Here is a 22,927-nt window from a genome sequence, read left to right as displayed (position 1 = left end):
TGCTTTTCTGTGAAATTAATTAATCCTTTTTAGTACTCCGTCTTTCCATTCATATTCCGCAAAGTCTTCCGCAATTTCCACAGGAGAGAAAACCTCTGCCGCTTCCGCCGCCAGGTGCTCCGCGTCCTCGGGAAGGAAACGTGCACTGATATGATTGGCGATCAGGGAGCGGGCTCCCGCCAGAACGGCTGTTTTTGCCGCATCAATAATTGTCGAGTGCCCGTATGGTCCGGCCAGATGAGCCGATTCCCGGTCGAACGTTGCTTCGTGGATGACGACATCCGCATCCTGCGCCAGTTCGACGGCATTGGCCGTGAACCGGGTATCGCCAAGGATTGCCACTGTGAATCCGGGCTGCGGCGGGCCGGTGACATCCGAGCTTTTGACTGCTGTCCCATCTTCGAGAACGACGTCCCTGCCTTCTTTCAGTTCACGGAGAAGCGGTCCCTTCGGCACGCCCGCTTCTCTGGCACGGTCGCTGAGAAGTTTTCCCGGCAGGGGCTTCTGCTCGACGCGGTAGCCAAAGCACGGTACCACGTGATCAAGAGGCAACGCCCGGACGATAAATGACTCGTCCTCAAAAACGGTCCCTTCATCCACTTCATGGACGGCCAGCTCATAGTTGAGATGGGTCCGGCTGATCCGGAGGGTGACTTCAATCCATTCCCGGAGTCCTTTGGGGCCGTAAAGGTCAAGCCGTCCGGACCCTCCCAGGAATCCCCTTGAACCGAGCATCCCCGGGAGGCCGAAAATATGGTCCCCGTGGAGATGCGTGATAAAGACTTTCTCAAGCTTTCGCGGTTTTAGTGTGGTGTGGAGCATCTGGTGCTGGGTGGCCTCCCCGCAGTCAAACAGCCAGAAGCTGCCCCGCTCCTCCAAAAGCTTTAGTGCGAGCGCGCTCGTGTTCCGCTGCTTGGACGGCATGCCTGCGCCCGTCCCCAAAAATTGTATTTGCATGTCAACCCTGCCTTCCGCCGGATTTCGGTCCGGAGATGCCTCTCGTGATGGCGCCTTTTCCGAACTTCGATTCCAGCTCGCCGATCATCTTCAGGACCGGCTCTTGTTTTGCGTGTTTTTCATAGTTGAAGATCGACAGCTGTTCCGTTGTCTCGGAGCGGTCGATGATCCGGCCGACGGTCACCCCCAGAAGGCGCACCGGCTGCCCGCCGTAATGCCGGTCAAACAGCAGTTCCGCTTCTCCGAAGATGGCATCGGCTGTATATATGGCATTCGTGAGTGTCCGGCTTCTTGAGTGGTTCACCCAATCTGCATCCCGGATCTGGATGGTCACGAGGTCGCCTGCAAGCTCCCTGCGGTCAAGCCGGAAGGCCACTTTTTCAGCAAGCTTCCGGAGCGTTTTCTTGAGCTCAACAGGGTCGGTTTCGTCGATGGGCAGCGTTACGGAACCGCCGACGCTTTTGCGTTCGTGGACGGACTCCGGGTCAACCGGCCGCGTATCGATTCCGTTCGCCCGCCTTCTTAGGTGGATGCCCCGCTTTCCGAGATGCTCTTTCAGAAAACCTTCTTCTGCGGCCGCAAGATCACCGATTGTTTCGATCTTCATTGACCGGAGTTTGTCTTCCGTGCTTTTGCCGATGCCGTGCATCTCAATCACCGGAAGCGGCCAGAGGACGGCCGGCACATCCCGTTTCCTCAGAATCGTGATCCCCATCGGTTTTTTCATATCGGATGCTGTCTTGGCCAGAAATTTATTTGGTGCAATCCCGATCGAGCACGGCAGATCCAGTTCCGTCAGAATCCTCCGCTGCATCTCTTCCGCCAGCTCGACAGCCGTTCCCGGCCATTCCACATCCGACACATCCAGATAGCCCTCATCGATTGACACCGGTTCGACCAGTCCGGTATAAGTCCGGAGCAGGCTGAACATCGCATCCGATGCGTCCCGGTAACGGTTATGGTCAGGAGGGATGACAATCAGGTTAGGGCACTTCCGGCGGGCCTCCCACACCGGCATGGTCGTGTAGACCCCGTGTGCCCTTGCTTCATATGAACAGGTGACAACAATTCCTTTTCGCTCTTTCGGATTCCCGGCAACCGCCACCGGCTTCCCCTTCAGGGAAGGATCGTGCGCCTGCTCGACGGACGCGAAAAAGCTGTTCATATCAATATGGAAAATGATCCTGCCTTTTTTCGGCCTGCTTTCAATCATGTTCATCGCCCCGGTGTAAAATGCTGACTTCATTATATCAACGGCCGGGCGAAAAAGGAAAAGACGGGCGCAGGGCCCGTCTTTTTGTTCCAAGATTGAGTGCTTCGAAGGGGCACATGAGTGCATCGGAATCATCCATGACTGCTTCCAACGGGCATGTGAGTGCTTCCAAAATCACAGCAGGATGCCAACCACTCCTGCTATGTCCGATTTTCCGCGTCTGCCAGATTACTGTTTCGCTGCGGTTTTCACGATTTCCACCAGCAGGTCAGCCAACTTTTCCAGCTCTTCGACCGGCATCCGTTCGCTGGTCGTGTGGATTTCCTCGTATCCGACGGAAAGCGTGACCGTCGGGACGCCGAAGCCGTTGAAAATATTGCCGTCGCTGCCTCCGCCGCTTGTCATGAGCTCCGGTCCGCGGCCGATGCGCCGGATCGCGTCCATCGCCGTTTTCACGACCTGGTCTTCCTCGCCGAGCGAGAAGCCAGGATACATCAGCTGGACGTCCGTCTCGGCGGTGCCGCCCATCAGACTTGCCTGGCGTTCGAATGTGCGGACCATATGTGCGGTCTGTTCGTCGAGCTTGTCTTTGTTGATGGAGCGCGCTTCCGACAGGATATGCACTTCGTCGCAGACGATGTTTGTCGCCTGTCCGCCCTCGAATCGGCCGATGTTCGCCGTCGTCTCGGAATCGATCCGGCCGAGTGACATGTTGGCAATTGCTTTTGCCGCAATCGTGATTGCAGATACGCCCTTTTCAGGGGCGACGCCGGCATGGGCAGTCTTGCCCCGGATAACGGTATTCAGTTTTGCCTGGAACGGCGCAGCGGTCACGATGCCGCCGACTTTGCCGTCGGAATCGACCGCGTAGCCGTAGTCCGCCCGGATGGCTTTCGGATCCAGCTCTTTCGCGCCGCGGAGGCCGCTTTCTTCTCCTGCCGTGATGATGAATTGGATGTCGCCGTGCGCGATGCCTTCCTCATTGATGCGGCGCATCATTTCGAACAGCGCGGCAATGCCTGCTTTGTCATCTGCGCCGAGGATCGTCGTTCCGTCCGAATAGATATAGCCGTCTTCCTTCAGTTGCGGTTTGATTCCCTTGCCGGGTACGACCGTGTCCATATGGCAGGTAAAGTAAATGGCGTCGGCGCCTTCCGCGCTGCCTGTTTTCGTTGCAATCAGGTTGCCGGCTCCGTGACCGGAGCGCTCGGCGGAGTCGTCTTCCGTAACGTCGAAACCGAGTGCTTCCATTTTCTCCTTCAGGATGCCGACGATCTCCCCTTCATGCTTCGTTTCGGAATCAATCTGTACAAGCTCCATAAATTCATCAATCAGCCGTTTGTTTTCCATCAAGCATGCCTCCTGTCAAATCCGAAAGCGCACCGCAAAAAAACCGGTGCGCTTCCTATATCCATTATAGCGGAATGTTGCCGTGTTTTTTCTTCGGGCGGTCTTCTTTCTTATTGCGCATCATTTCAAGCGCCTGGATCAGCTTGACGCGGGTCTCGCGCGGGTCGATGACATCGTCGACCATGCCGTGGCTTGCCGCGACGTACGGGTTGGCGAATTTCTCTTTGTATTCCTCGATCTTCGCGGCGCGTGTCGCTTCCGGGTCATCGCTGTTGGCGATCTCCCTCGCGAAGATGATGTTCGCGGCGCCCTGTGGGCCCATGACCGCAATCTCGGCATTTGGCCAGGCGTATACGACGTCGGCCCCGATGGATTTCGAGTTGAGTGCGACATAGGCACCGCCGTACGCTTTCCGGAGGATGACCGTCATTTTCGGGACAGTCGCCTCCGAATAGGCATACAGGATTTTCGCGCCGTGGCGGATGATGCCGCCGTGCTCCTGCTTGATGCCCGGGAAAAAGCCGGTCACGTCCTCAAATGTGATGATCGGGATGTTGAATGAGTCGCAGAAGCGGATAAACCGCGCCGCTTTGTCGGACGAGTCGATATCAAGCCCGCCGGCCATGACTTTCGGCTGGTTGCACACGAGGCCGACCGTCTCCCCCTTGATGCGGGCAAGGCCGACCACGATGTTCCGGGCAAATTCCGGCTGGACTTCCATGAACGAATCCGCATCGACGACCTGGTCGATCACTTTTCGGACGTCATATGGGCGAATTGTCTCGAACGGGACCACGTCCACGAGATCCGGCCGGTCGTCGCTTTCCGAATCTGCCTCAAGCCGCGGCGGCATTTCTTCGTTGTTTTGTGGCAGATAGGAAAGGAGCCTGCGGACATCCGCAAGAACTTCCTCTTCGCTGGCAGCGCGGAAATGGGCATTTCCGCTGATGGCGTTATGTACTTTGGAACCGCCGAGATCCTCGGAGGAAATCTTTTCACCCGTGACCGTCTCGATGACTTTCGGCCCTGTGATGAACATCTGGCTCGTTTTGTCGGTCATGAAAACAAAGTCGGTGATGGCCGGCGAATAAACGGCGCCGCCCGCACAAGGCCCGAGAATGACGGAAATTTGCGGAATCACTCCGGAATAAACGGCGTTCCGGTAGAAAATCTCCCCGTAGCCGTCCAGTGAGACGACGCCTTCCTGAATCCGCGCGCCGCCGGAATCGTTCAGCCCGATAAACGGCGCGCCATTTTTCGCGGCCAGGTCCATTACATTTGCGATCTTCATCGCATGCATCTCACCGAGTGCACCCCCGAAGACCGTGAAGTCCTGCGAGAACAGGTAGACGGGACGGCCATTCACTTTTCCGTATCCGGTCACGACGCCGTCACCCGGTCCCTTCATCTTGTCCATGCCGAAGTCCTGGGTCCGGTGAGTGACAAACGGGTTCAGTTCGACAAACGTTCCTTCGTCAAGCAGCAGGTCAATCCGCTCGCGTGCGGTCAGCTTCCCCTTTTCGTGCTGGCGGTCGATTTTGTCGTCCCCTCCGCCAAGCTCGATTTCTCGTTTCCTGTCATATAGTTCATTGATTTTTTCATAGATATCCATGACACTATTCACTCCTGGCTTCCGGATTTGTCGCACAGTTCATAGAGAACGCCGTATGAGGATTTCGGGTGCATAAAGGCCACCTGCGCGCCGCCGGCTCCGGGAACCGGGCCGTCAGACAGCAGCCGGACACCGTTTTCGCGCAGGTCGTCCATCCTTTCTTGGATGCCGGTCACCCCAAATGCGATGTGATGGACGCCCTCCCCCCGCTTTTCGATAAACTTGGCGACGGCGCTCGTTTCGGATGCAGGTTCCAGAAGCTCCAGCTTCACGTTCCCTGCATTAAGAAATGCAACTCTGAGGCCCTGCGTCGGAACATCCTCGATTCCCATGAGCGGAATGCCAAGTGTGTCCGTGTAGTATGGAAGGACGGCATCGAGGTCTTTTACCGCGATGCCGATGTGGTCGACCTTCTCCATTTCCCTTGCCCCCTTTTCATGTATCCGATTACAATTGTACCGGTTCAGGGCGCAAAACTCTATATATTGCGCAAACGACCAAAAATCATTAAAATGAACCCATCAGCAGTGAAGGAGCCAGAATAAAATTGAGCAATAAAAAAATTCAAAAAATCGTGATCTACACCATGGTCGCACTCATGCTTTTGTCGACAATTGCCATGGGACTCAGCGTGTTCATCTGACCCGGGACGAACACAAAAAATCGCAGCGCCCGTAAAACGGCTGCTGCGATTTTTTTAATGGCTCAAACTTCTTCGCAATACTCTTCGAACAGGCCCTGGAGGTTGACGACGACAGACATCGGGTCATGGCCTTCGATTTCGTGGCGCGGCACTTCGCCGACCACTTTGCCATCCTTCACGAGGATGAATGACGGGGACGACGGAAGGTGGTCATCGCCGAAATGCATGCGTGCCTGTGCGGTCGCTTCCTTGTCCTGGCCTGCAAACACCGTCACCAGATGCTCGGGACGCTTGTCGTAGTGGACAGCGTGCATCGCTGCAGGGCGCGCAATCCCGCCCGCGCAACCGCAGACCGAGTTGACCATGAAGAGGGTTGTCCCTTCACGCTTCAATGCCGAATCCACTTCTTCCGGAGTTTTCAGCTGCTCGTAGCCGGAGGCTTCCATTTCGCTCCGCGCCTGGCGGATCATATCTTGCATAAACAGGTTCATATCCATGTTCATGACTGCATCCCCTTTCGGTTTATCCAAGAAAATCATAACAGGTCAGGGGCTTTCCTGCAAAACCCGAGTTTCAGCCGCGGAATAATTCCTCTACAGCCGCCGTCACGGTCAGCCGGCCGTCAAGAATTCTGTCTTCAAGGCGTTCGACTTCCTGTTTCCTGTCCTCTGATGCATAAAACGAATCGATCAGGTGGTCTTCGATCGACTGTCGGAACCAGGATCTCAGCTGATCCCGGCGCCTTCTGTCCCACTCTCCGGAAGAGGACATGCTGTCCCTGAAGCCGAGAACCGTCTCCCATACGTCTTCCAGCCCTGTCCCGGCAAGAGACGATACGGGATGGACGGTTGTCTGCCAGCCCGGAGTGGCCGGCTGCAGCATGCGAAGAAACTGCTTGTACTCCCTCGCTGTCCGCTTCGCAGGAATGATATTGTCCCCGTCGGCCTTGTGGACGATGATGCCGTCCGCCAGTTCCATGATGCCTTTCTTGACTCCCTGAAGTTCATCTCCCGCTCCGGTCAGGACGAGAAGCAGGAAAAAGTCTGCCATGCCTCTGACCGCGGTCTCACTTTGGCCGACGCCGACCGTTTCGATGAGGATGACATCGTATCCCGCAGCCTCGCAAAGAAGCATCGTTTCCCTCGTTTTCCGGTGGACACCGCCGAGTGTTCCCGATGATGGCGACGGGCGGATAAACGCGTTCGGATGCCGGGACAGTTCCTCCATCCTCGTTTTGTCGCCGAGAATGCTCCCCCCGGTCACGGTCGAACTCGGGTCGATCGCGAGCACCGCCACCTTGTGGCCGGCTTCTGCGAGCATGAGCCCGAATGACTCGATGAACGTGCTTTTGCCGGCGCCCGGCACTCCGGTGATGCCGATCCGGACACTGTTCCCGGCATCGGGAAGCAGGCCGATGAGAAGTTCCTGTGCGGCTTTCCGGTCTTCCGGGGCCCGGCTTTCCAGCAGGGTGATTCCTTTTGCCAGCGCGAGCCTGGAGCCGGACCGGATCCCTTTTGCCAGTTCATCCGCAGGGACAGGCCGGCGCTTTTTGACGAACCGCTTCCGGGGGCCCGCGGACATGCCGTCATGCGGCGGAATGCCGCCTTCGGTCCGCATTTGGGCCTGTTTTTCCCGTTCCGTCAATCGGAGGCTTCCTCGTAGCCAAGCTTGCTGTAGATGGCTTCGATGACTTTCTGCGCGGAAACCGGGATGACGGTGCCCGGCCCGAAGATGGCAGCAACGCCCGCATCGTACAGGAAGTCATAATCCTTCGCCGGAATGACGCCGCCAGCAAACACGACGATGTCCTCGCGCCCGATTTTCCGGAGCTCTTCGATCAGCTCGGGGATCAGCGTTTTGTGGCCTGCGGCAAGCGAGCTCACGCCGACCGCGTGCACGTCGTTTTCCGCCGCCTGCAGCGCCGTTTCGGCCGGTGTCTGGAAAAGCGGGCCGATGTCGACATCGAAGCCAAGGTCCGCAAACGCGGTCGCGACGACCTTGGCGCCGCGGTCATGTCCGTCCTGCCCCATTTTGGCGACCATGATCCGCGGACGGCGGCCCTCATTGTCCAGGAATTCACCGGTCATTTCCTTGACTTCATTAATCGCCTCGGCATCGGTGAAGTTTGAACTGTAGACGCCGCTGATCGAACGGATGACGGCCTTATGCCTGCCGGACGCTTTTTCGATCGCATCGGAAATTTCCCCGATCGATGCACGGGCGCGGGCCGCATCCACTGCGAGGGCCAGGAGGTTGCCTTCTCCGGTTCGGGCCGCTTCGGTCAGCTTGTCGAGCGCCATGCGGACGACGGCATCATCTCTCTCCGCTTTCATCTTTTCAAGACGCTCGATCTGCTTGCGCCGCACTTCGGTATTGTCGATGTCGAGAATCTCGATCGGATCCTCCTCTTCCGGACGGTATTTGTTCACGCCGATGATGGATTCGGACCCCGAGTCGATCTGGGCCTGGCGGCGTGCCGCGGCTTCTTCGATCTTCATCTTCGGCAGGCCCGTTTCAATCGCTTTTGCCATGCCGCCGAGCTCCTCGATCTCTTCGATCAGGTCCCAGGCTTTCTTCATCAGTTCATCCGTCAGCTTTTCGACATAGTAGGAGCCGCCCCATGGATCGATGACGTTCGTCATTTGGGTTTCCTCCTGGAGGAACAGCTGCGTGTTGCGTGCAATGCGTGCCGAGAAGTCGGTCGGGAGGGCAATCGCCTCGTCAAGCGCATTGGTATGGAGGGACTGGGTATGGCCCATCGCCGCTGCGTTCGCTTCGATCAGCGTCCGGGTGACGTTGTTGAACGGGTCCTGCTCGGTGAGGCTCCAGCCTGATGTCTGGGAATGCGTTCGGAGCGCTAGCGACTTCGGGTTTTTCGGATCGAACGACTTCATCATCTGTGCCCAGATCCGGCGCGCCGCCCGCATCTTCGCGACTTCCATAAAGTAGTTCATGCCGATTGCCCAGAAAAAGCTGAGCCGCGGGGCGAACGAATCGATGTCGATTCCGGCCTTGAGTCCGGTGCGGACATATTCCAGCCCGTCCGCGAGCGTATAGGCGAGCTCAATGTCGGCCGTCGCCCCGGCTTCCTGCATGTGATAGCCGGAGATTGAGATCGAGTTGAACTTCGGCATGTTCTTCGATGTGTATTCGAAAATATCTGCGATGATCCGCATCGACATCTCCGGCGGATAAATGTACGTGTTCCGGACCATGTATTCCTTCAGGATATCGTTCTGGATCGTTCCGGACAGCTTTTCAGGCGTGACGCCCTGTTCTTCCGCCGCCACGATATAAAAAGCCATGACAGGAATGACCGCGCCGTTCATCGTCATCGACACCGACATCTGATCCAGCGGAATGCCGTCAAAGAGGATTTTCATGTCTTCGACCGAGTCGATGGCAACCCCGGCCTTCCCGACATCTCCCGAAACCCGCGGATGATCCGAATCATATCCGCGGTGTGTTGCGAGGTCGAACGCTACGGAAAGGCCCTTCTGGCCCATAGCCAGGTTCCGTCGATAGAACGCGTTGCTTTCTTCGGCCGTTGAGAAGCCGGCATATTGGCGGACAGTCCACGGCCGGGACACATACATCGTCGGATAAGGGCCGCGTGTGTTCGGTGCGATGCCCGGCATATCGGACAGATGCCCGAGCCCGTCCAGTTCTTTTTCGGTGTAAGACGGGAGGATGCCGATCCCCTCATACGATTCTACAGGTGCCCCATCTGCAGACTGGTGTGAGCTCCCTTGCAGGACTTTTTCAGGGTCGATTTTCGTGAAGTCCGGTTTGTTCATTGCTGCATTCCCCCTTCGACAATCCCTTTCACTTCTGTCAGCTTGTCCAGAATATCCTGGCCTTTGTAATAAAATCCGTTTAGGCCGGCTTCCCGGAGCGATGCCGCGGTTTCTTCCGGGAAACGCCCTGCCGCATCGAGAACGGTTTTATCGGGCTTGCCGGCAACAACTGCCCGCAATGCTTCTTCCGCCTGGCCGGCAGCCGCGCAGAAGACCGCGTACAGCGGCTGTTCCGACTCCAGATAACCCAGGGCCTCTTCCGCTGTTTCAAATAGCGGAGACAGCTCCGGACGGATGCCGCCGACGGCCAGCACGCCCGCCGTGAAATCGGCCACCGGCTTGACGGCCTTCAGGCTGCCGAAACGGATCAGGTGGACCTCCCTTCCCTGAAGGGAGGACCGGAGTCCTTCGAACGGCTCGGCGAAACGGCCTTCCGCTCCGTCTGATCCAGCCGGCTTCCGGATTTCCTCTGCCGGATCCGCGTAAATGTTCGTCCCGATCAGGGACTCTTCCCGCACGGCGAGACGGCGGATGCGCGCATCTTTTTTCTCTGCAAGCATCCGGTCCAGCGTGCCGTCCGCAATTGTGGCCGAGATGCCGCCCTGTTTCTCGAATTGGAGGAACAGCTCCCAGGTTTTCCGGTACAGAGACTCGGTCAGCGACTCGATATAGTAGGAGCCCCCGGACGGATCAAGTACGCGGTCCGCATGGGCTTCTTCCTTGAGGATGTGCTGGACATTCCGCGCGACGCGCTCGGAAAAGCCCGTGCTCCCCGTCAGGGTATCCAGTGGTGCGACCGTAATGGCGTCGGCGCCGCCGATTGCAGCGGAGAAAGCCTCATTGCCGCTCCTGAGCAGGTTGACATACGGATCGGCAAGGGAATAGGTGCGCAAAGAGGTGCGGGCGATGACCGGGACATGCACCGGCTCATCCACTCCGTAAGCGGCTGCAAACGATTTGAACAGCAGCCGGAACGCACGCAATTTCGCAATCTCCATGAAAAAGTGCGTGTCGACATTAAAAACGAAGAATAGCTTCCGGGCCATTGCACCGAAATCATCTTCTTCCCCCGCGATTTCCGCTGCTCTGGAAAGGGCCGCAGCCAGCTCCGTCACCGCATCCGCCCCTTTCATATGTACCGAACCCGAGTCCACGGCGATGGTCCGGAGGGCCGGGAAGCGCCGTGACAGATCCGCCGACCGGTCCACATCCGCATAACCCGCAACCATCCCCCTCTTGTCTTCAGGAACAGCACCGAATACGGCGAGAAACGGATCGTCCGGACGGCACCGTACATAAACAGGCACTTCCGTGATCAGTGCTGCCAGGGCATCAAGCACTCCTGCGTCCGCTTCCTTTTCCCATCCGCCAGTATAGACGACAGCCTCATTGCCCCGGCCCAGCGCGGATTTCACCTTTTCCACATACTTGGCAGGGTCCGACTCTCTTGTCTCCTGGAGAATCGTCCAGTCCGTTTTACCGATTCCGTTCCGGATGGCACGGATCCGGTCTTCCTGTCCTTCGGGAACATCCTCCGCCGTGTAGAGCGGCTTCAGCGTGATGCCTTCAGGTGTCTCGGTTTCAAGTGATGCAAGCGGTTTCCCTTTTAGCGAAGCTTCGGCCGCTTTTCTCCAGTCCCCCACGGTGGGCTGTTCAAACGATATCTGTTTCATCGTGTCGATGGTCATTTGCCTCTCCCCCAATGTGAATAGTGCTTATTTTCATTCTACCGGAGAACCCGATCGCTTGAAAGATGGAACGCTAATCAAACGCGTTGTCTGACTGAACAAGCGAATTCGTGCCGGATTCATACAGATCGACGCGGACGGTTGCGAATGCGCTTTAGCAGCTGCAACGATGACACACTGCCGGAGTGAGTGATTTCCCGCGGAAAGTGATCGATATCCGCGCGGAACTGCTCGATATCCCGCTGAAAGTGTCTGATATCTCTGCCGCCGCCAACGGTTGCCGAGACCGACGATTTCTATAAACTCCATAACGGAAAAACGGCAAGGTGCACCCGGGTTCACTCCGGTGCGCCTTGCCGTTTCAATATTAGTAAACCGACGTATTCTCACTGGAAATGTTCTCAAGGATCTCCTTCACCCGCGCCAGGAACCGTCCGGCCACCAGGCCATCCAGCACTCGGTGGTCCAAGGACAGGCAGAGGTTGACCATGTCACGTGCCGCGAACATGCCGCCTTCCATGATGACCGGGCGCTTGACGATCGATTCCACCTGGAGGATCGCCGCCTGAGGGTAGTTGATGATGCCCATCGACTGGACCGAGCCGAACGAACCGGTGTTGTTCACCGTGAACGTGCCGCCCTGCATTTCTTCGGACTTCAGCTTGCCGGAGCGGACTTTGTCCGCCAGTTCCTTGATCTCCCGCGCGATGCCTTTGATTGTCTTTTCGTCGGCATCCTTGATGACCGGAACAAACAGGGCGTCTTCCGTCGCGACGGCAATCGAGATGTTGATCGCTTTTTTCTGGATAATCTTGTCGCCCGCCCACATCGAATTCATCATCGGGAATTCCTTCAGTGCCTGGGCCACTGCTTTCACGAAGAAGGCAAAGTAGGTCAGGCCGAAGCCTTCTTTGGTCTTGAACTCGTTCTTGATGGAATCGCGGTATTGGACCAGGCCGGTCACATCCACTTCGATCATCGTCCACGCATGCGGCGCTTCGTGTTTCGAACGCAGCATGTTGTTCGCGATTGCGCGGCGCACGCCGGATACCGGAATCTCGATGTCCCCTGCAGCCGCCTGGACCCCCGCTGCCTGTTGCTCCGATTGTTTGGCCTGGGCAGGCGCGGCTTCCGGTTTCGGCTCGGCGGTCTGTACACTTGCCGGCTCAGGCTGCCGGGCTGCCGGTTCTGTCGGGATCGTCCCTGATTCGATCAGCTTCGTAAGGTCTTTGCGGGTGATCCGGCCACCGCGGCCGGATCCTTCCACCTGCGAAAGGTCGATGCCGTGTTCCTGGGATAGCCGGAGCACGGCCGGTGAATACCTTGCTCCCGACCCTTCGGCCTTGGCAGGAGACGAAGATCCGGAGCGGCCTGAAAGACTTTCCGGTTTTTCGGATCCCGCAGCCGGCATTTCATTGGCGGGTCCACCTTCGGCCGGTGCAGCTTCGGTCTCTGCGGATGCCGCATCTTCCGTTTCGATTGTGCAGACGGCTGCCCCGACTTCAAGGGTCTCTCCTTCACCGGCGATGAGCTCCTTGATGGTTCCCGAGAAGGAAGACGGGATTTCGGCCGTCACTTTATCTGTATTGACCTCGGCGAGGGGGTCGTATTTCTCGACTGTATCGCCGGGTTTCACGAGCCAGCGTTCAATGGTGCCTTCGGTCACACTTTCGCCCAGCTGGGGCATGGTGATGGTTTGTTTCGCCACTTGTTAGCCCTCCGTCCGTATCAGAATTCTGCGAGATCGCGCATCGCTTTCTCGACCTTGTCCGGATTGATCATGAAGTACTTTTCCATTGTCGGTGCGTACGGCATCGCCGGCACATCAGGCCCGGCGAGGCGCTGGATCGGTGCATCCAGATCGAACAAGCATTCTTCTGCGATGATTGCCGCAACTTCGCTCATGATGCTGCCTTCCTTGTTGTCTTCCGTGACGAGGAGCACTTTGCCGGTTTTAGAGGCGGCTTCGACAATCGCTTCCCGGTCAAGCGGGTAGACGGTACGGAGATCCAGGATATGTGCGGAAATGCCGTCCTCCGCAAGCCGCTCGGCAGCCTGGAGGGCAAAGTGAACCGCAAGGCCGTAAGTGATGACTGTGATATCTTCACCCTCGCGTTTGATGTCCGCCTTCCCGATCGGAAGGGTGTAATCCTCATCCGGAACCTCGCCTTTGAGCAGACGGTAGGCGCGTTTATGCTCAAAGAACAGCACCGGATCGTCGTCCCGGATGGCTGCCTTCAGAAGCCCCTTGGCGTCGTATGGCGTCGAAGGGATGACAATTTTCAGACCCGGCTGGTTGGCGAAGATCGCTTCCACCGACTGGGAATGGTAGAGCGCCCCGTGGACACCGCCGCCAAACGGGGCACGCACGACAATCGGGCAGCTCCAGTCATTGTTCGACCGGTAACGGATGCGGGCCGCCTCAGAGATGATCTGGTTGACCGCCGGCATGATGAAGTCGGCAAACTGCATTTCTGCGATCGGGCGCATGCCGTACATGGCGGCGCCGATCCCGACCCCCGCTATCGCCGATTCCGCGAGAGGCGTGTCGATGACGCGCTCTTCGCCGAACTGATCATAGAGACCCTGTGTCGCCTTGAAGACGCCGCCTTTTTTCCCGACGTCCTCGCCGAGGATGAAGACGTTGTCGTCACGCTCCATTTCTTCTTTCATCGCGAGCGTAATGGCATCGATATAGGACCGTACCGCCATTATTCATCCCCTCCCTGTTCCGCGTAAACGTATTTCAAAGCATCTTCCGGTTCCGCGTACGGAGCCGCTTCCGCATAATCCGTCGCTTCGTTGACGGCCTGCTTGACACGGTCTTCCATTTCCTTTTCTGTCTCGTCATCCAGCACGCCCGCTTCTTTCAGGTAAGCCGCGAAGCGCGGAATCGGATCTTTCTCCTTTTCCGCTTTCAGGTCTTCCTCCGAGCGGTACGCGCGGTGGTCATCATCCGAAGAGTGGGCGGTCAGGCGATAGCAGATCGTTTCGACGAGCGTCGGGCCTTGGCCGGAACGCGCCCGGTCAGCAGCCTCCTTGACGACTTCATAGACGGCAAGAGGATCGGTGCCGTCCACGGTATACCCCGGCATCCCGTAACCCGGTGCGCGGTCAGAAACGTTTTCGCACGCGAGCTGCTTCTCGACCGGAACGGAAATGGCATATTTGTTGTTTTCCACCATGATGATGGTCGGCAGCTTGTGGACTCCCGCAAAGTTGGCGCCTTCATGGAAGTCGCCCTGGTTGGAGGAACCTTCGCCGAGCGTCACGAATGTGATGAAATCTTTTTTCTTGATCTTGCCCGCCAGTGCCACACCGACTGCATGCGGCAGCTGTGTGGTCACCGGAGAAGATCCGGTGAGGATGCGGTTCTTTTTCTGGCCGAAGTGGCCAGGCATCTGCCGTCCGCCGGAGTTCGGATCTTCGGCTTTGGCGAATGCGCTCAGCATCAGGTCTTTTGGCGTCATGCCGAAGTGGAGGACGACGCCCATGTCGCGGTAGTACGGTGCGATATAATCCTTTTCCGTATCCAGCGCGAATGCGGCGCCGACTTGGGCAGCCTCCTGCCCCTGGCAGGAAATGACGAACGGGATTTTGCCGGAACGGTTCAAAAGCCACATCCGTTCATCAAGCCGGCGCGCGGTCAGCATCGTCTCGTACATGCGCAGGGCATCTTCGTTCGTGAGTCCCAGCTGTTCATGACGGTTGTTGGTCATCTTTCGGTTTCCCCCTTTGATTACATATGAATGGCCTTGCCATCGACGGCAAGTGCCGCTTCACCCATCACTTCGCTTAAGGTAGGATGCGGGTGGACAAGGGACGCAACTTCCCAAGGCGTGGCGTCAAGAACTTTCGCAAGGCCTGCCTCGGAGATCATGTCGGTGACATGCGGTCCGATCATGTGGATGCCGAGGATATCATCGGTGGCCTTGTCGGCGACAATCTTCACAAAGCCGTCGGATTCCCCGTGGACAAGCGCCTTCCCGATCGCCTTGAACGGGAATTTGCCGACTTTAACATCGAACCCGCGCTCTTTGGCCTGCTGCTCCGTGATGCCGACAGAAGCCGCCTCCGGGCTTGAATAGATGCATCGCGGCACCATGTCAGGGTCGACCGGATGGGCATCCGTTCTCGCGATATGCCCGACCGCAGAGATTCCTTCATGGGACGCCACATGGGCCAGCTGGAGGCCGCCGATTACGTCTCCGATCGCATAGATATGGGACTCTTTTGTCTGGTAAGTGGTCTTGACTTTGATAAAGCCGCGATCAAGCTCGATATCGGTGTTTTCCAGGCCGATCCCTTCCGTGTTGGCCTGACGTCCGACGCTGACCAGCATTTTTTCTGCGGTGAACGTTTCCGTCCCTTCACCGATTTTCGCCTCGATGGAGACGGAGCCTTCCTGCTTGTTCAGGGTATCGGGAAGAACTTCGGCTGACGTGGCAAATCGGATGCCGCGTTTTTTCAGAAGTTTTTCCATCTCTCGGGAAATGTCCGCGTCTTCGGTCGGCAGAATCCGGTCCGCGTATTCGACGACAGTGACGTCTACACCGAAATCGTTCAGCATCGAAGCCCACTCGATCCCGATGACACCGCCCCCGATGATCACAATGGAAGCAGGGAGTTTTTCGAGGGCAAGCGCCTCGTCGGATGTAAGGACGTCCGTGCCGTCGACTTCCAGTCCGGGCAGTGTGCGCGGCCTGGAGCCGGTGGCGACGATGACGTTCTGGGGAATGAGAATATCATTTTCCCTTCCGTCTTCGTATTCGACCGAAATGGTGCCGGGCATCGGCGAGAAGATGGACGGTCCCAGAATCCTGCCCATTCCCTCGTAGACATCGATTTTCCCTTTTTTCATGAGCGCTTGCACGCCGCCGTGCAAGCCGTCGACAATCGACTGCTTGCGCTTTTGCACCAGGTCGAATGCAAGCGAGACTTCTCCGGTCATCACACCGAACGACTCGGATTCTTCCTTGGCAAGACGGTAGACTTCGGCACTGCGAAGCAGCGCCTTGGACGGGATACAGCCGCGGTGCAGGCACGTGCCGCCCAGCTTGCCTTTTTCAACCACCGCTGTCTTCAGCCCCAGCTGCGCGGAACGGATGGCGGCAACGTAGCCGCCGGTCCCTCCCCCGAGAATGACGACATCATATTCAAGAGCCATTGGATGGCCTCCTTTATCCTTTAGAGTTGCAAGATCGATCTGCCATCAGCGGCGGTGGAGTGTGTCCTTGCCGTTGCGGAGAAACTGTCCGCGCGACTTCGCGATGTTGGTGATGCGCTCTTCTGCAAGGCGGTCTGCCGCCGCGTAGGACGGGATGCCGTCACGCTTGGAGATTTCAAAGACCTTTTCAATGGTGTCGTAGATTTTCTCGACTTTTTTCATCGCCCGCTCGCGGTTATAGCCTTCCAGCTCATCGGCCACATTGATGACGCCGCCCGCATTGATGATGTAGTCAGGTGCGTAAACGATGCCCATTTCATGGATGCGGTCACCGTGTTCCGGTGTCTTCAGCTGGTTGTTCGCAGAGCCTGCAATGACTTTCGCCTTGAGCTGAGGGATCGTCTCGTCGTTGATGGTCGCGCCGAGTGCACATGGGGCGTAGATGTCGCACTCCACGCCGTAGATGTCATTGATGCCGACCGCTTCCGCGTCGAATTCTTCCACTGCTCGCCGGACGGATTCTTCGTTGATGTCGGTCACGATCAGCTTTGCGCCTTCCTCATGAAGGTGACGGCAGAGTGTGAACGCCACGTTGCCGACGCCTTGGACGGCAATCGTCTTCCCTTCCAGGGAATCGGCACCGAATGCTTCCTTTGCAGCGGCTTTCATCCCGCGGTAGACACCGTAGGCCGTGACCGGGGATGGGTTCCCCGAAGAACCGGCGTGGGTCGGGGAGATGCCGGTGACAAAGTCCGTTTCCTGGTGGATGATGTCCATGTCTTCTTCAGTTGTGCCTACATCCTCTGCCGTGATGTAGCGCCCGTTCAGCCCCTGTATGTACCGTCCGAATGCGCGGAACATCTCTTCATTTTTATCTGTTTTCGGATTGCCGATGATGACGGTCTTGCCGCCGCCAAGGTTCAGGCCGGCCGCCGCGTTCTTGTAAGTCATGCCTTTGGACAGGCGGAGAGCATCGATGACTGCTTCCTCTTCCGTCGCATACGTCCACATCCGGGCGCCCCCAAGCGCCGGGCCGAGCGTCGTGTCGTGGATGGCGATGATCGCCTTCAGGCCGGACGTTTTGTCGTGGCAGAACACCACTTGTTCATAATCGCTTTCTTCGAGGTATTTAAACAGTTCCATCTTCTTTCTCCTCCTTATGGTCATGTACCCGGACTCACACGAGCCGGTGCTTCTCAAGTTTGTAGTAAAGCGTGCGGACCGAAATCCCAAGCTGCTTTGCTGCATCGGACTTGTTGCCGCCGCAGGTTGTAAGCGCTTCCTTTAAAATTAATTTTTCATGGGCATCCAGCTGTTCGGCCAGAGTGCCTGCCGCCCCGCCCCCCTCTGCCTGAAAGACAGCGGAAAGGTCGGGCTTGCCGAGTAATTTGTCTGCCGGCTGCATAAAGATCAGGGCACGGCTGATGATGTTCTCCAGCTCCCGCACATTGCCCGGCCAATTATGCTGCCTTAGCAGGAAGGCAGCGTCCTCGGAAATCTCCGTGACGGCGCGCCCGAGATCCCGGTTCAGCTTCGGAAGAAGTTTTTCCGCCAGAAGCTTGATGTCGATCCTTCTCTGACGGAGCGGAGGAATATGAATCGGCATCCGGTTCAGACGGTGAAACAGATCTTCCCGGAACTTCCCTTCCCTCATAAATTTCTCGAGGTTCCGGTTGGTGGCAGCGATGACCCTGACAGAAACAGGGACGGGACGGCTGCCGCCTGTCCGGTAAAATTCGTGTTCCTCCAGCACCCTGAGAAGGGTCAGCTGTACATCTTGGGGCAGCTCGCCGATTTCATCGATGAACAAAGTGCCGCCGTGCGCTTCTTCAAATAAACCTTCGGTAATTTCCGTTGTCCCGTCCGCCGCGGGCTCCTCGGAACCGAAGAGTTCCCGCGACAGGCGCTCTTCAGGAATTGCGGCGCAGTTGACACGGACGAAATTTCCGCGCCCTGCCTCGTGATGGATGGCCTGTGCGAACACTTCCTTGCCGGTCCCGGATTCACCCCGCAGGAGGATCGGAAGCGGCAGCGTTGCCGCAAGCCTCGCCTGCTGGATCGCCAGCTGCATCTCCGGCGATTCGCCGACCAGGTCCTCGAACGTGTACCGGGTCTCGAGCGAGCGGATGATCCGGCGCGCGTGATCCAGTTCATCGGCGAGCTCCCGCATTTCCGTCAGGTCATGGATAATACCAATGCTTCCCTTCAGATTGTCGCCTACAAGAATCGGCGCGACATTCACGACGACTTCCCTGGCGGCGGGACCGACACGCATTCTGACGCCCCGGATCGGCCTTCCGGTTTCAAGCACTTTCATGTGGATACTCTCGCCCTCGGTAATATCGACCGAGGCCGGCTTCCCGATGACATCCGCCTCCGTAAGGCCGGTGAGCCGGGTGTATGCCGGGTTGATCATGATGCCGCGGCCATTTTCATCCACGACAGAAATAGCATCGTCGCTTGAATGGATGATCGCTTCCAGCATCGACTGGATCTCTTTCAGGTTCGTGATTTCCTCTGCGAGTTCCACTACGCCGGAAATATCACGGAAAACGGCAAAAGCACCGGCCCGGTTGCCGGAAGGATCGCTGAGCGGCCGCCTGGACGTCACGACCCGTGTTCCATTTGAAAGTGTAAGCTCCCGGTTCAGCTCCGGAATCCCGGTCTTTGCGACGTGGGGCAGATTGCTGTCCGGGATGACATCGAGAATGTGGCGGTCGAGCGCGCTGCGCACCGGCGTACCGGTAATAAGAGACGCACTCCGGTTAAAGAACCGGATTACCCCGTCTCCGTCGATGCCGATCATTCCCTCGTCGAGCGAATCAAAAATCATTTTGTTTCTGGCTGTTTCTGATCGGAGCCGTTCAATGTACTCGGTATTTTCCTCAAGCAGGCTGACGAGCAGCTTGGCAATTGTGCCCGGAATCAGGACGGCATGTGCCGGCCTGGCTTTCAGCAGTTCGCCGAAAATGCCCTGCTCGCCCGTCACATCGAAAATCATATGGAGATCATTTGAAATGAAAGGGCGCCAGTCTTCGCCGTGCGGAATGCCGTTTTCCTCTGCCAGCCCGATTCCCGGGGCTTCCGGATTCGGATCAACGATTCCTGCGACATTCATATAATCCAGTTGCAGAAGAAGCTTTAAAATGGCGGTGCCGCCAGCGCCGGCCCCTACGACCAGTACATTCTGCAAAATCCTTCAGGCCCTTCTTGAGATTTGTGCAATGATTTGCATAATCAACTTCATCATACCCGATAGCAGTCTCCTTGACAATCCTCATCTCCAAAAGGAAAATAAACTCGACAGAAAGGGAGAGATCATCATGCAGCGGCTCGCCGCCTTCATCGTTCTGCTCATTCCGGGCATCGGTGCCGCATGGGGAATCAAATTGATGCGTGATGCGCTGTTTGGCGTCCAGGCATCCGGTTTCCCCGTCTGGCTCCAATTCCTGTTCGGACTCGTTATCCTGATTCTTTGCATCGGATTCTTCGCAGGTTTCCTGTTCAGAAGAGATCAGCGGAACGGTAAAATACCGAAAGACCGGTTCAAGCGCAAAAACTAAAGGTTCCTGACTTTGAGTCAGGAACCTTTTTGCATGGCTTTTTTGACTGCGTCCGGGAAGTCGGTGATCCACCCGCGGATAAAGGGCTCAGGTTTCGGGATAAACGGTTCTGTGCCGTCGACTGCATAAACTCTGGCGAATTTGCCTTCCCGCTCGATGGCTTTTAGGTATTTGCCGGACCAAAGGCGCTTGTGAATGTGGAAGCCGTCTGCGCTTTCGTATACCCCGAGATGATCCCAGCGCGATTTCTTGGTCGCAATCAGCGCTGTCTCGGCACCCGGATCGGTCTGCTTCACCCGCATCAGCAGGGGGTAGTGAAAAGAGGAAAAATGAAGATCCGGGTAGCCTTTTACGGCCATGACGACTTGTTCGACAGCTTCAGATTGGTCCAGGAATGTTTCTTTCAGCTCAATGTTGAGAGGAGGGGCGCCGGCGGCATATGCCCAATCCATAAATTCACGGAACGTCATCACCGGCTTGCCGAACAGCCTCTTCCACCGGTTCCTGCCGACATTCAGTTTCCTCAACTCCTCAAATGTCAGTTCTGTGATGAACTTTCTCACTCCGGTGACCCGGTACAGGTCAGCATCATGGATGATGACCGGAACACCGTCCTTGGTCAGCTGGAGATCGGTCTCGATGCCGTCCGCACCAATTCCGACCGCCTTCTCAAACGCCTTGAGCGTGTTTTCGAACGCATACCCCGAAGCCCCCCTATGCGCATACACTTTTCTCATGTGTTTCACCCTTTCTGGCATCCTATCAGCCTTTTCCCCTGTAGCCAGGATTGAAAACGGCCCAGCCTCTTGCAGCACCTGCTATCCCTATAAAACGGAAAAAGCCACCCGGATGTTCCGGGTGGCTCGTGTCGGCAAGTGCCGGTATGAATGCGGTTTTCTATTAAGCGGTCATGAATTCCAGACGGAGCCGGTCAGAGACCATCGCAATGAATTCCGAATTGGTCGGTTTGCTCTTCATATGGTGGACCGTATAGCCGAACATTTTCGAAATGACTTCGTAGTTCCCACGGTTCCAGGCAACTTCGATTGCATGGCGGATCGCCCTTTCCACACGGGAAGGTGTCGTGTTGAACTTCTCGGCGATTTCCGGATACAGGACTTTTGTGACAGACCCGAGCAGGTCGACGTCGTGGTACACCATCGTGATGGCTTCCCGCAGAAATGCGTACCCCTTGATGTGTGCAGGAACCCCGATTTCTTTAATAATTGCTGTGATCGCTGTGTCAATCGCTTTTTTGCTGAGTGTCTGCTGTTTGCCCGGCTCCACGGCATGGGAGCTTGATTTCAGCTGACGCCCATTTTTCATTTGAAGGATTTGGTGGACGAGACGGTCGAATTCAAATGGCTTAAGGATAAAGTAGGAAGCGCCGAGATCTGCGGCCTGCTTCATGATCTCCTCCTGGCCGAACGCTGTCAGCATGATAATATTCATATCCCCCGCGCTGCCGTTGGCCTGAAGTTCCTCCAGGACTCCAATACCATCCAAGTGCGGCATGATAATGTCCAGGAGCAGTACATCCGGTTTGGTTTCTTCAAGCATGTTCAGGCACAGCTTTCCGTTTGCGGCCGTGCCAACCACTTCGATTTCGGGATGGTTCTCGAAATAAATCAGCATTGTCCTTACGAGTTCCCGGTTATCATCTGCCACTGCAACTTTAATTTTTTCCAATGTGAATTTCCCCCTTTTAAAAAGCAAACCCTGATCCGCAGCCTGTTGAATAAAGTTCGACATCCTACCGTTTACACCTGCAGCAAATCATAAAATGAGACTCATGAACGATATTTCCGACATGTTTCGACGGAATCCCACAATTCCAAAGATTGTAGTTCCTCCTTTATTGTAATGCAAAAAAAGGAAAAAGCCATACCTCAGTAGGTATGGCCAACATAATTTTCTATGGTTTTCGTTTTGTCATCTCTTCGACGGGAAGAGCTGCCCCTTTCAGGGGTTCCTCGACAAACATATGCGTCACGACACCTGCGAATTTTCCCTCCTGAATAATCGGGCTTCCGCTCATTCCCTGGAGAATTCCGCCCGTCTTTTCAATCAGTTTCTTGTCCGTTACGGTAAATCGGAACACGTCATCCGCCGCAGCCGTTATCTTGATGCTGTACTTGTCGATCTCTGTGCCTCTGATGGTTGTATAGATATCCGCTTCCCCTTCACGGATCTCTGCCGGCCGCATAATCTCCAATGGTTTCGGGAATGCTCCTGTTAACGATGACGACCATTTGCCGAATATTCCATAGATCTCATTTTGACGGATGTCGCCCAGGAGCTGATGACCGGATTCAATCGAAGAAATTTTGTATCCCGGCTTACCCGGCTCGCTCTTTTTGATCTGTTCAACATCTGCCAGGAAGATTGAACCGCCTGAAAATGGCGGTGCTCCGTCCAGCGTCCGGTCAATGATCTGGTGGCCCAGTGCGCCGTATTCGCCTGTCTCGGGATCCACATACGTCAGAGTGCCGATTCCTTCCGTCCTCTCCCGGATAAAGGAATGCAGTGTAAGGAGTTCCTTTTTGGATGCTCCTATTTCCAGTTCAGCGCCTTCACGTTCGATTGCAAGTACCGCTTCTGCTCCCCCTGTTGCTTTTGCGGCTTTTGTGATGTCCTGAATCGTGCTGACTGGTTTTCCGTCGAGTGTTTTAACGATATCCCCCGCTTTTAGCCACTGCCCGTCTGCGACCAGGACATCATCCGTGACGATGAGCATGCCCAGTTCCAGATGGATGCCGATTGAGTGCCCCATCGGAATCAGGGTCTTCGGTCCGTCTGCTGCCGCACCTGAGACACCTGATAAAAACAGAAGGGCGAACAGTGCGGGCAGCATCAGCTTCCGGCTAATCCATCTCATGGTTCACCTCCTCGTGCTGTTATATCGTTACTATGTGTCCGGCCGGTTTTCTTATGTCC

At 56.5% G+C, this 22,927-nt stretch carries 20 protein-coding genes; 2 read left to right on the top strand and 18 right to left on the bottom strand.

Features of this window, described 5'->3' with window-relative positions:
* Window positions 1-15: 15 nt before the first annotated feature.
* The 5 genes from rnz to mce all read right to left on the bottom strand — a co-directional run bounded on the left by rnz (window position 16) and on the right by mce (window position 5,551).
* Window positions 16-957 carry a ribonuclease Z gene (gene rnz / locus KHA84_RS08055; protein WP_213423015.1) on the bottom strand — a complete coding sequence of 314 codons (942 nt, stop codon included), beginning with the start codon at window positions 955-957 and terminating at the stop codon, window positions 16-18.
* 1 nt (window position 958) lies between these two features.
* Window positions 959-2,170: a DNA polymerase IV gene (locus tag KHA84_RS08050; RefSeq protein ID WP_213423014.1), complete on the bottom strand. Its 1,212-nt coding sequence runs from the start codon at window positions 2,168-2,170 to the stop codon at window positions 959-961.
* 228 nt (window positions 2,171-2,398) lie between these two features.
* Complete coding sequence (locus KHA84_RS08045) at window positions 2,399-3,520, bottom strand: M20/M25/M40 family metallo-hydrolase (RefSeq protein ID WP_213423013.1); 1,122 nt, start codon at window positions 3,518-3,520, stop codon at window positions 2,399-2,401.
* A 64-nt stretch (window positions 3,521-3,584) separates the two neighbouring features.
* Window positions 3,585-5,132 (bottom strand): acyl-CoA carboxylase subunit beta, encoded by a 1,548-nt coding sequence (locus tag KHA84_RS08040; RefSeq protein ID WP_213423012.1) that lies wholly within the window; start codon window positions 5,130-5,132, stop codon window positions 3,585-3,587.
* A gap of 8 nt (window positions 5,133-5,140) precedes the next feature.
* Window positions 5,141-5,551, bottom strand: coding sequence for a methylmalonyl-CoA epimerase (gene mce, locus KHA84_RS08035; protein WP_213423011.1), 411 nt, complete (start codon window positions 5,549-5,551; stop codon window positions 5,141-5,143).
* A 128-nt stretch (window positions 5,552-5,679) separates the two neighbouring features.
* On the opposite strand from mce, the gene prli42 reads away from it, so the two are divergent.
* Window positions 5,680-5,775 carry a stressosome-associated protein Prli42 gene (gene prli42, locus KHA84_RS08030; protein ID WP_213423010.1) on the top strand — a complete coding sequence of 32 codons (96 nt, stop codon included), beginning with the start codon at window positions 5,680-5,682 and terminating at the stop codon, window positions 5,773-5,775.
* A gap of 62 nt (window positions 5,776-5,837) precedes the next feature.
* Here prli42 and KHA84_RS08025 read toward each other — a convergent pair whose 3' ends face one another.
* From KHA84_RS08025 to KHA84_RS07980, 10 genes are all read right to left on the bottom strand, one after another.
* Window positions 5,838-6,278: a BrxA/BrxB family bacilliredoxin gene (locus KHA84_RS08025; RefSeq protein ID WP_213423009.1), complete on the bottom strand. Its 441-nt coding sequence runs from the start codon at window positions 6,276-6,278 to the stop codon at window positions 5,838-5,840.
* A gap of 70 nt (window positions 6,279-6,348) precedes the next feature.
* Entirely contained in the window at window positions 6,349-7,392 is a 1,044-nt protein-coding gene (gene meaB / locus KHA84_RS08020; RefSeq protein WP_213423122.1) for a methylmalonyl Co-A mutase-associated GTPase MeaB, read from the bottom strand.
* A gap of 23 nt (window positions 7,393-7,415) precedes the next feature.
* Window positions 7,416-9,572, bottom strand: a complete 2,157-nt coding sequence (gene scpA / locus KHA84_RS08015) for a methylmalonyl-CoA mutase (RefSeq protein ID WP_213423008.1) — start codon at window positions 9,570-9,572, stop codon at window positions 7,416-7,418.
* Complete coding sequence (locus KHA84_RS08010; protein WP_213423007.1) at window positions 9,569-11,260, bottom strand: methylmalonyl-CoA mutase family protein; 1,692 nt, start codon at window positions 11,258-11,260, stop codon at window positions 9,569-9,571. The genes scpA and KHA84_RS08010 overlap by 4 nt, the downstream gene beginning before the upstream one ends.
* Window positions 11,261-11,627: 367 nt before the next feature.
* Window positions 11,628-12,968 (bottom strand): dihydrolipoamide acetyltransferase family protein, encoded by a 1,341-nt coding sequence (locus tag KHA84_RS08005; RefSeq protein ID WP_213423006.1) that lies wholly within the window; start codon window positions 12,966-12,968, stop codon window positions 11,628-11,630.
* A gap of 20 nt (window positions 12,969-12,988) precedes the next feature.
* Window positions 12,989-13,972: an alpha-ketoacid dehydrogenase subunit beta gene (locus KHA84_RS08000; RefSeq protein WP_213423005.1), complete on the bottom strand. Its 984-nt coding sequence runs from the start codon at window positions 13,970-13,972 to the stop codon at window positions 12,989-12,991.
* Entirely contained in the window at window positions 13,972-14,979 is a 1,008-nt protein-coding gene (locus KHA84_RS07995; protein ID WP_213423004.1) for a thiamine pyrophosphate-dependent dehydrogenase E1 component subunit alpha, read from the bottom strand. The genes KHA84_RS08000 and KHA84_RS07995 overlap by 1 nt, the downstream gene beginning before the upstream one ends.
* 20 nt (window positions 14,980-14,999) lie before the next feature.
* The gene (gene lpdA, locus KHA84_RS07990) at window positions 15,000-16,427 is read right to left on the bottom strand and encodes a dihydrolipoyl dehydrogenase (RefSeq protein ID WP_213423003.1); all 1,428 of its coding nucleotides are present in this window, start codon (window positions 16,425-16,427) and stop codon (window positions 15,000-15,002) included.
* A gap of 45 nt (window positions 16,428-16,472) precedes the next feature.
* Window positions 16,473-17,570, bottom strand: a complete 1,098-nt coding sequence (gene bcd / locus KHA84_RS07985; protein WP_213423002.1) for a branched-chain amino acid dehydrogenase — start codon at window positions 17,568-17,570, stop codon at window positions 16,473-16,475.
* 34 nt (window positions 17,571-17,604) lie between these two features.
* A complete protein-coding gene (locus tag KHA84_RS07980) occupies window positions 17,605-19,620 on the bottom strand; it encodes a sigma 54-interacting transcriptional regulator (RefSeq protein ID WP_213423001.1) in 2,016 nt (671 codons plus the stop codon).
* A gap of 130 nt (window positions 19,621-19,750) precedes the next feature.
* On the opposite strand from KHA84_RS07980, the gene KHA84_RS07975 reads away from it, so the two are divergent.
* Complete coding sequence (locus KHA84_RS07975; protein WP_213423000.1) at window positions 19,751-19,990, top strand: DUF2627 family protein; 240 nt, start codon at window positions 19,751-19,753, stop codon at window positions 19,988-19,990.
* Window positions 19,991-20,007: 17 nt separating this feature from the next.
* Here the strand turns inward: KHA84_RS07975 and KHA84_RS07970 are convergent, their stop codons facing one another.
* From KHA84_RS07970 to KHA84_RS07960, 3 genes are all read right to left on the bottom strand, one after another.
* The gene (locus KHA84_RS07970) at window positions 20,008-20,727 is read right to left on the bottom strand and encodes a glycerophosphodiester phosphodiesterase (RefSeq protein WP_213422999.1); all 720 of its coding nucleotides are present in this window, start codon (window positions 20,725-20,727) and stop codon (window positions 20,008-20,010) included.
* Between the two features lie 163 nt (window positions 20,728-20,890).
* Window positions 20,891-21,679, bottom strand: a complete 789-nt coding sequence (gene spo0A, locus KHA84_RS07965) for a sporulation transcription factor Spo0A (RefSeq protein WP_213422998.1) — start codon at window positions 21,677-21,679, stop codon at window positions 20,891-20,893.
* 226 nt (window positions 21,680-21,905) lie between these two features.
* Complete coding sequence (locus KHA84_RS07960; protein WP_213422997.1) at window positions 21,906-22,868, bottom strand: SpoIVB peptidase S55 domain-containing protein; 963 nt, start codon at window positions 22,866-22,868, stop codon at window positions 21,906-21,908.
* Window positions 22,869-22,927 lie beyond the last annotated feature (59 nt).

It is taken from the genome of Bhargavaea massiliensis (assembly GCF_018390575.1).
In the GTDB taxonomy this organism is placed as follows: domain Bacteria; phylum Bacillota; class Bacilli; order Bacillales_A; family Planococcaceae; genus Bhargavaea; species Bhargavaea massiliensis.
This window is presented reverse-complemented; position numbering and strand designations above follow the sequence as displayed.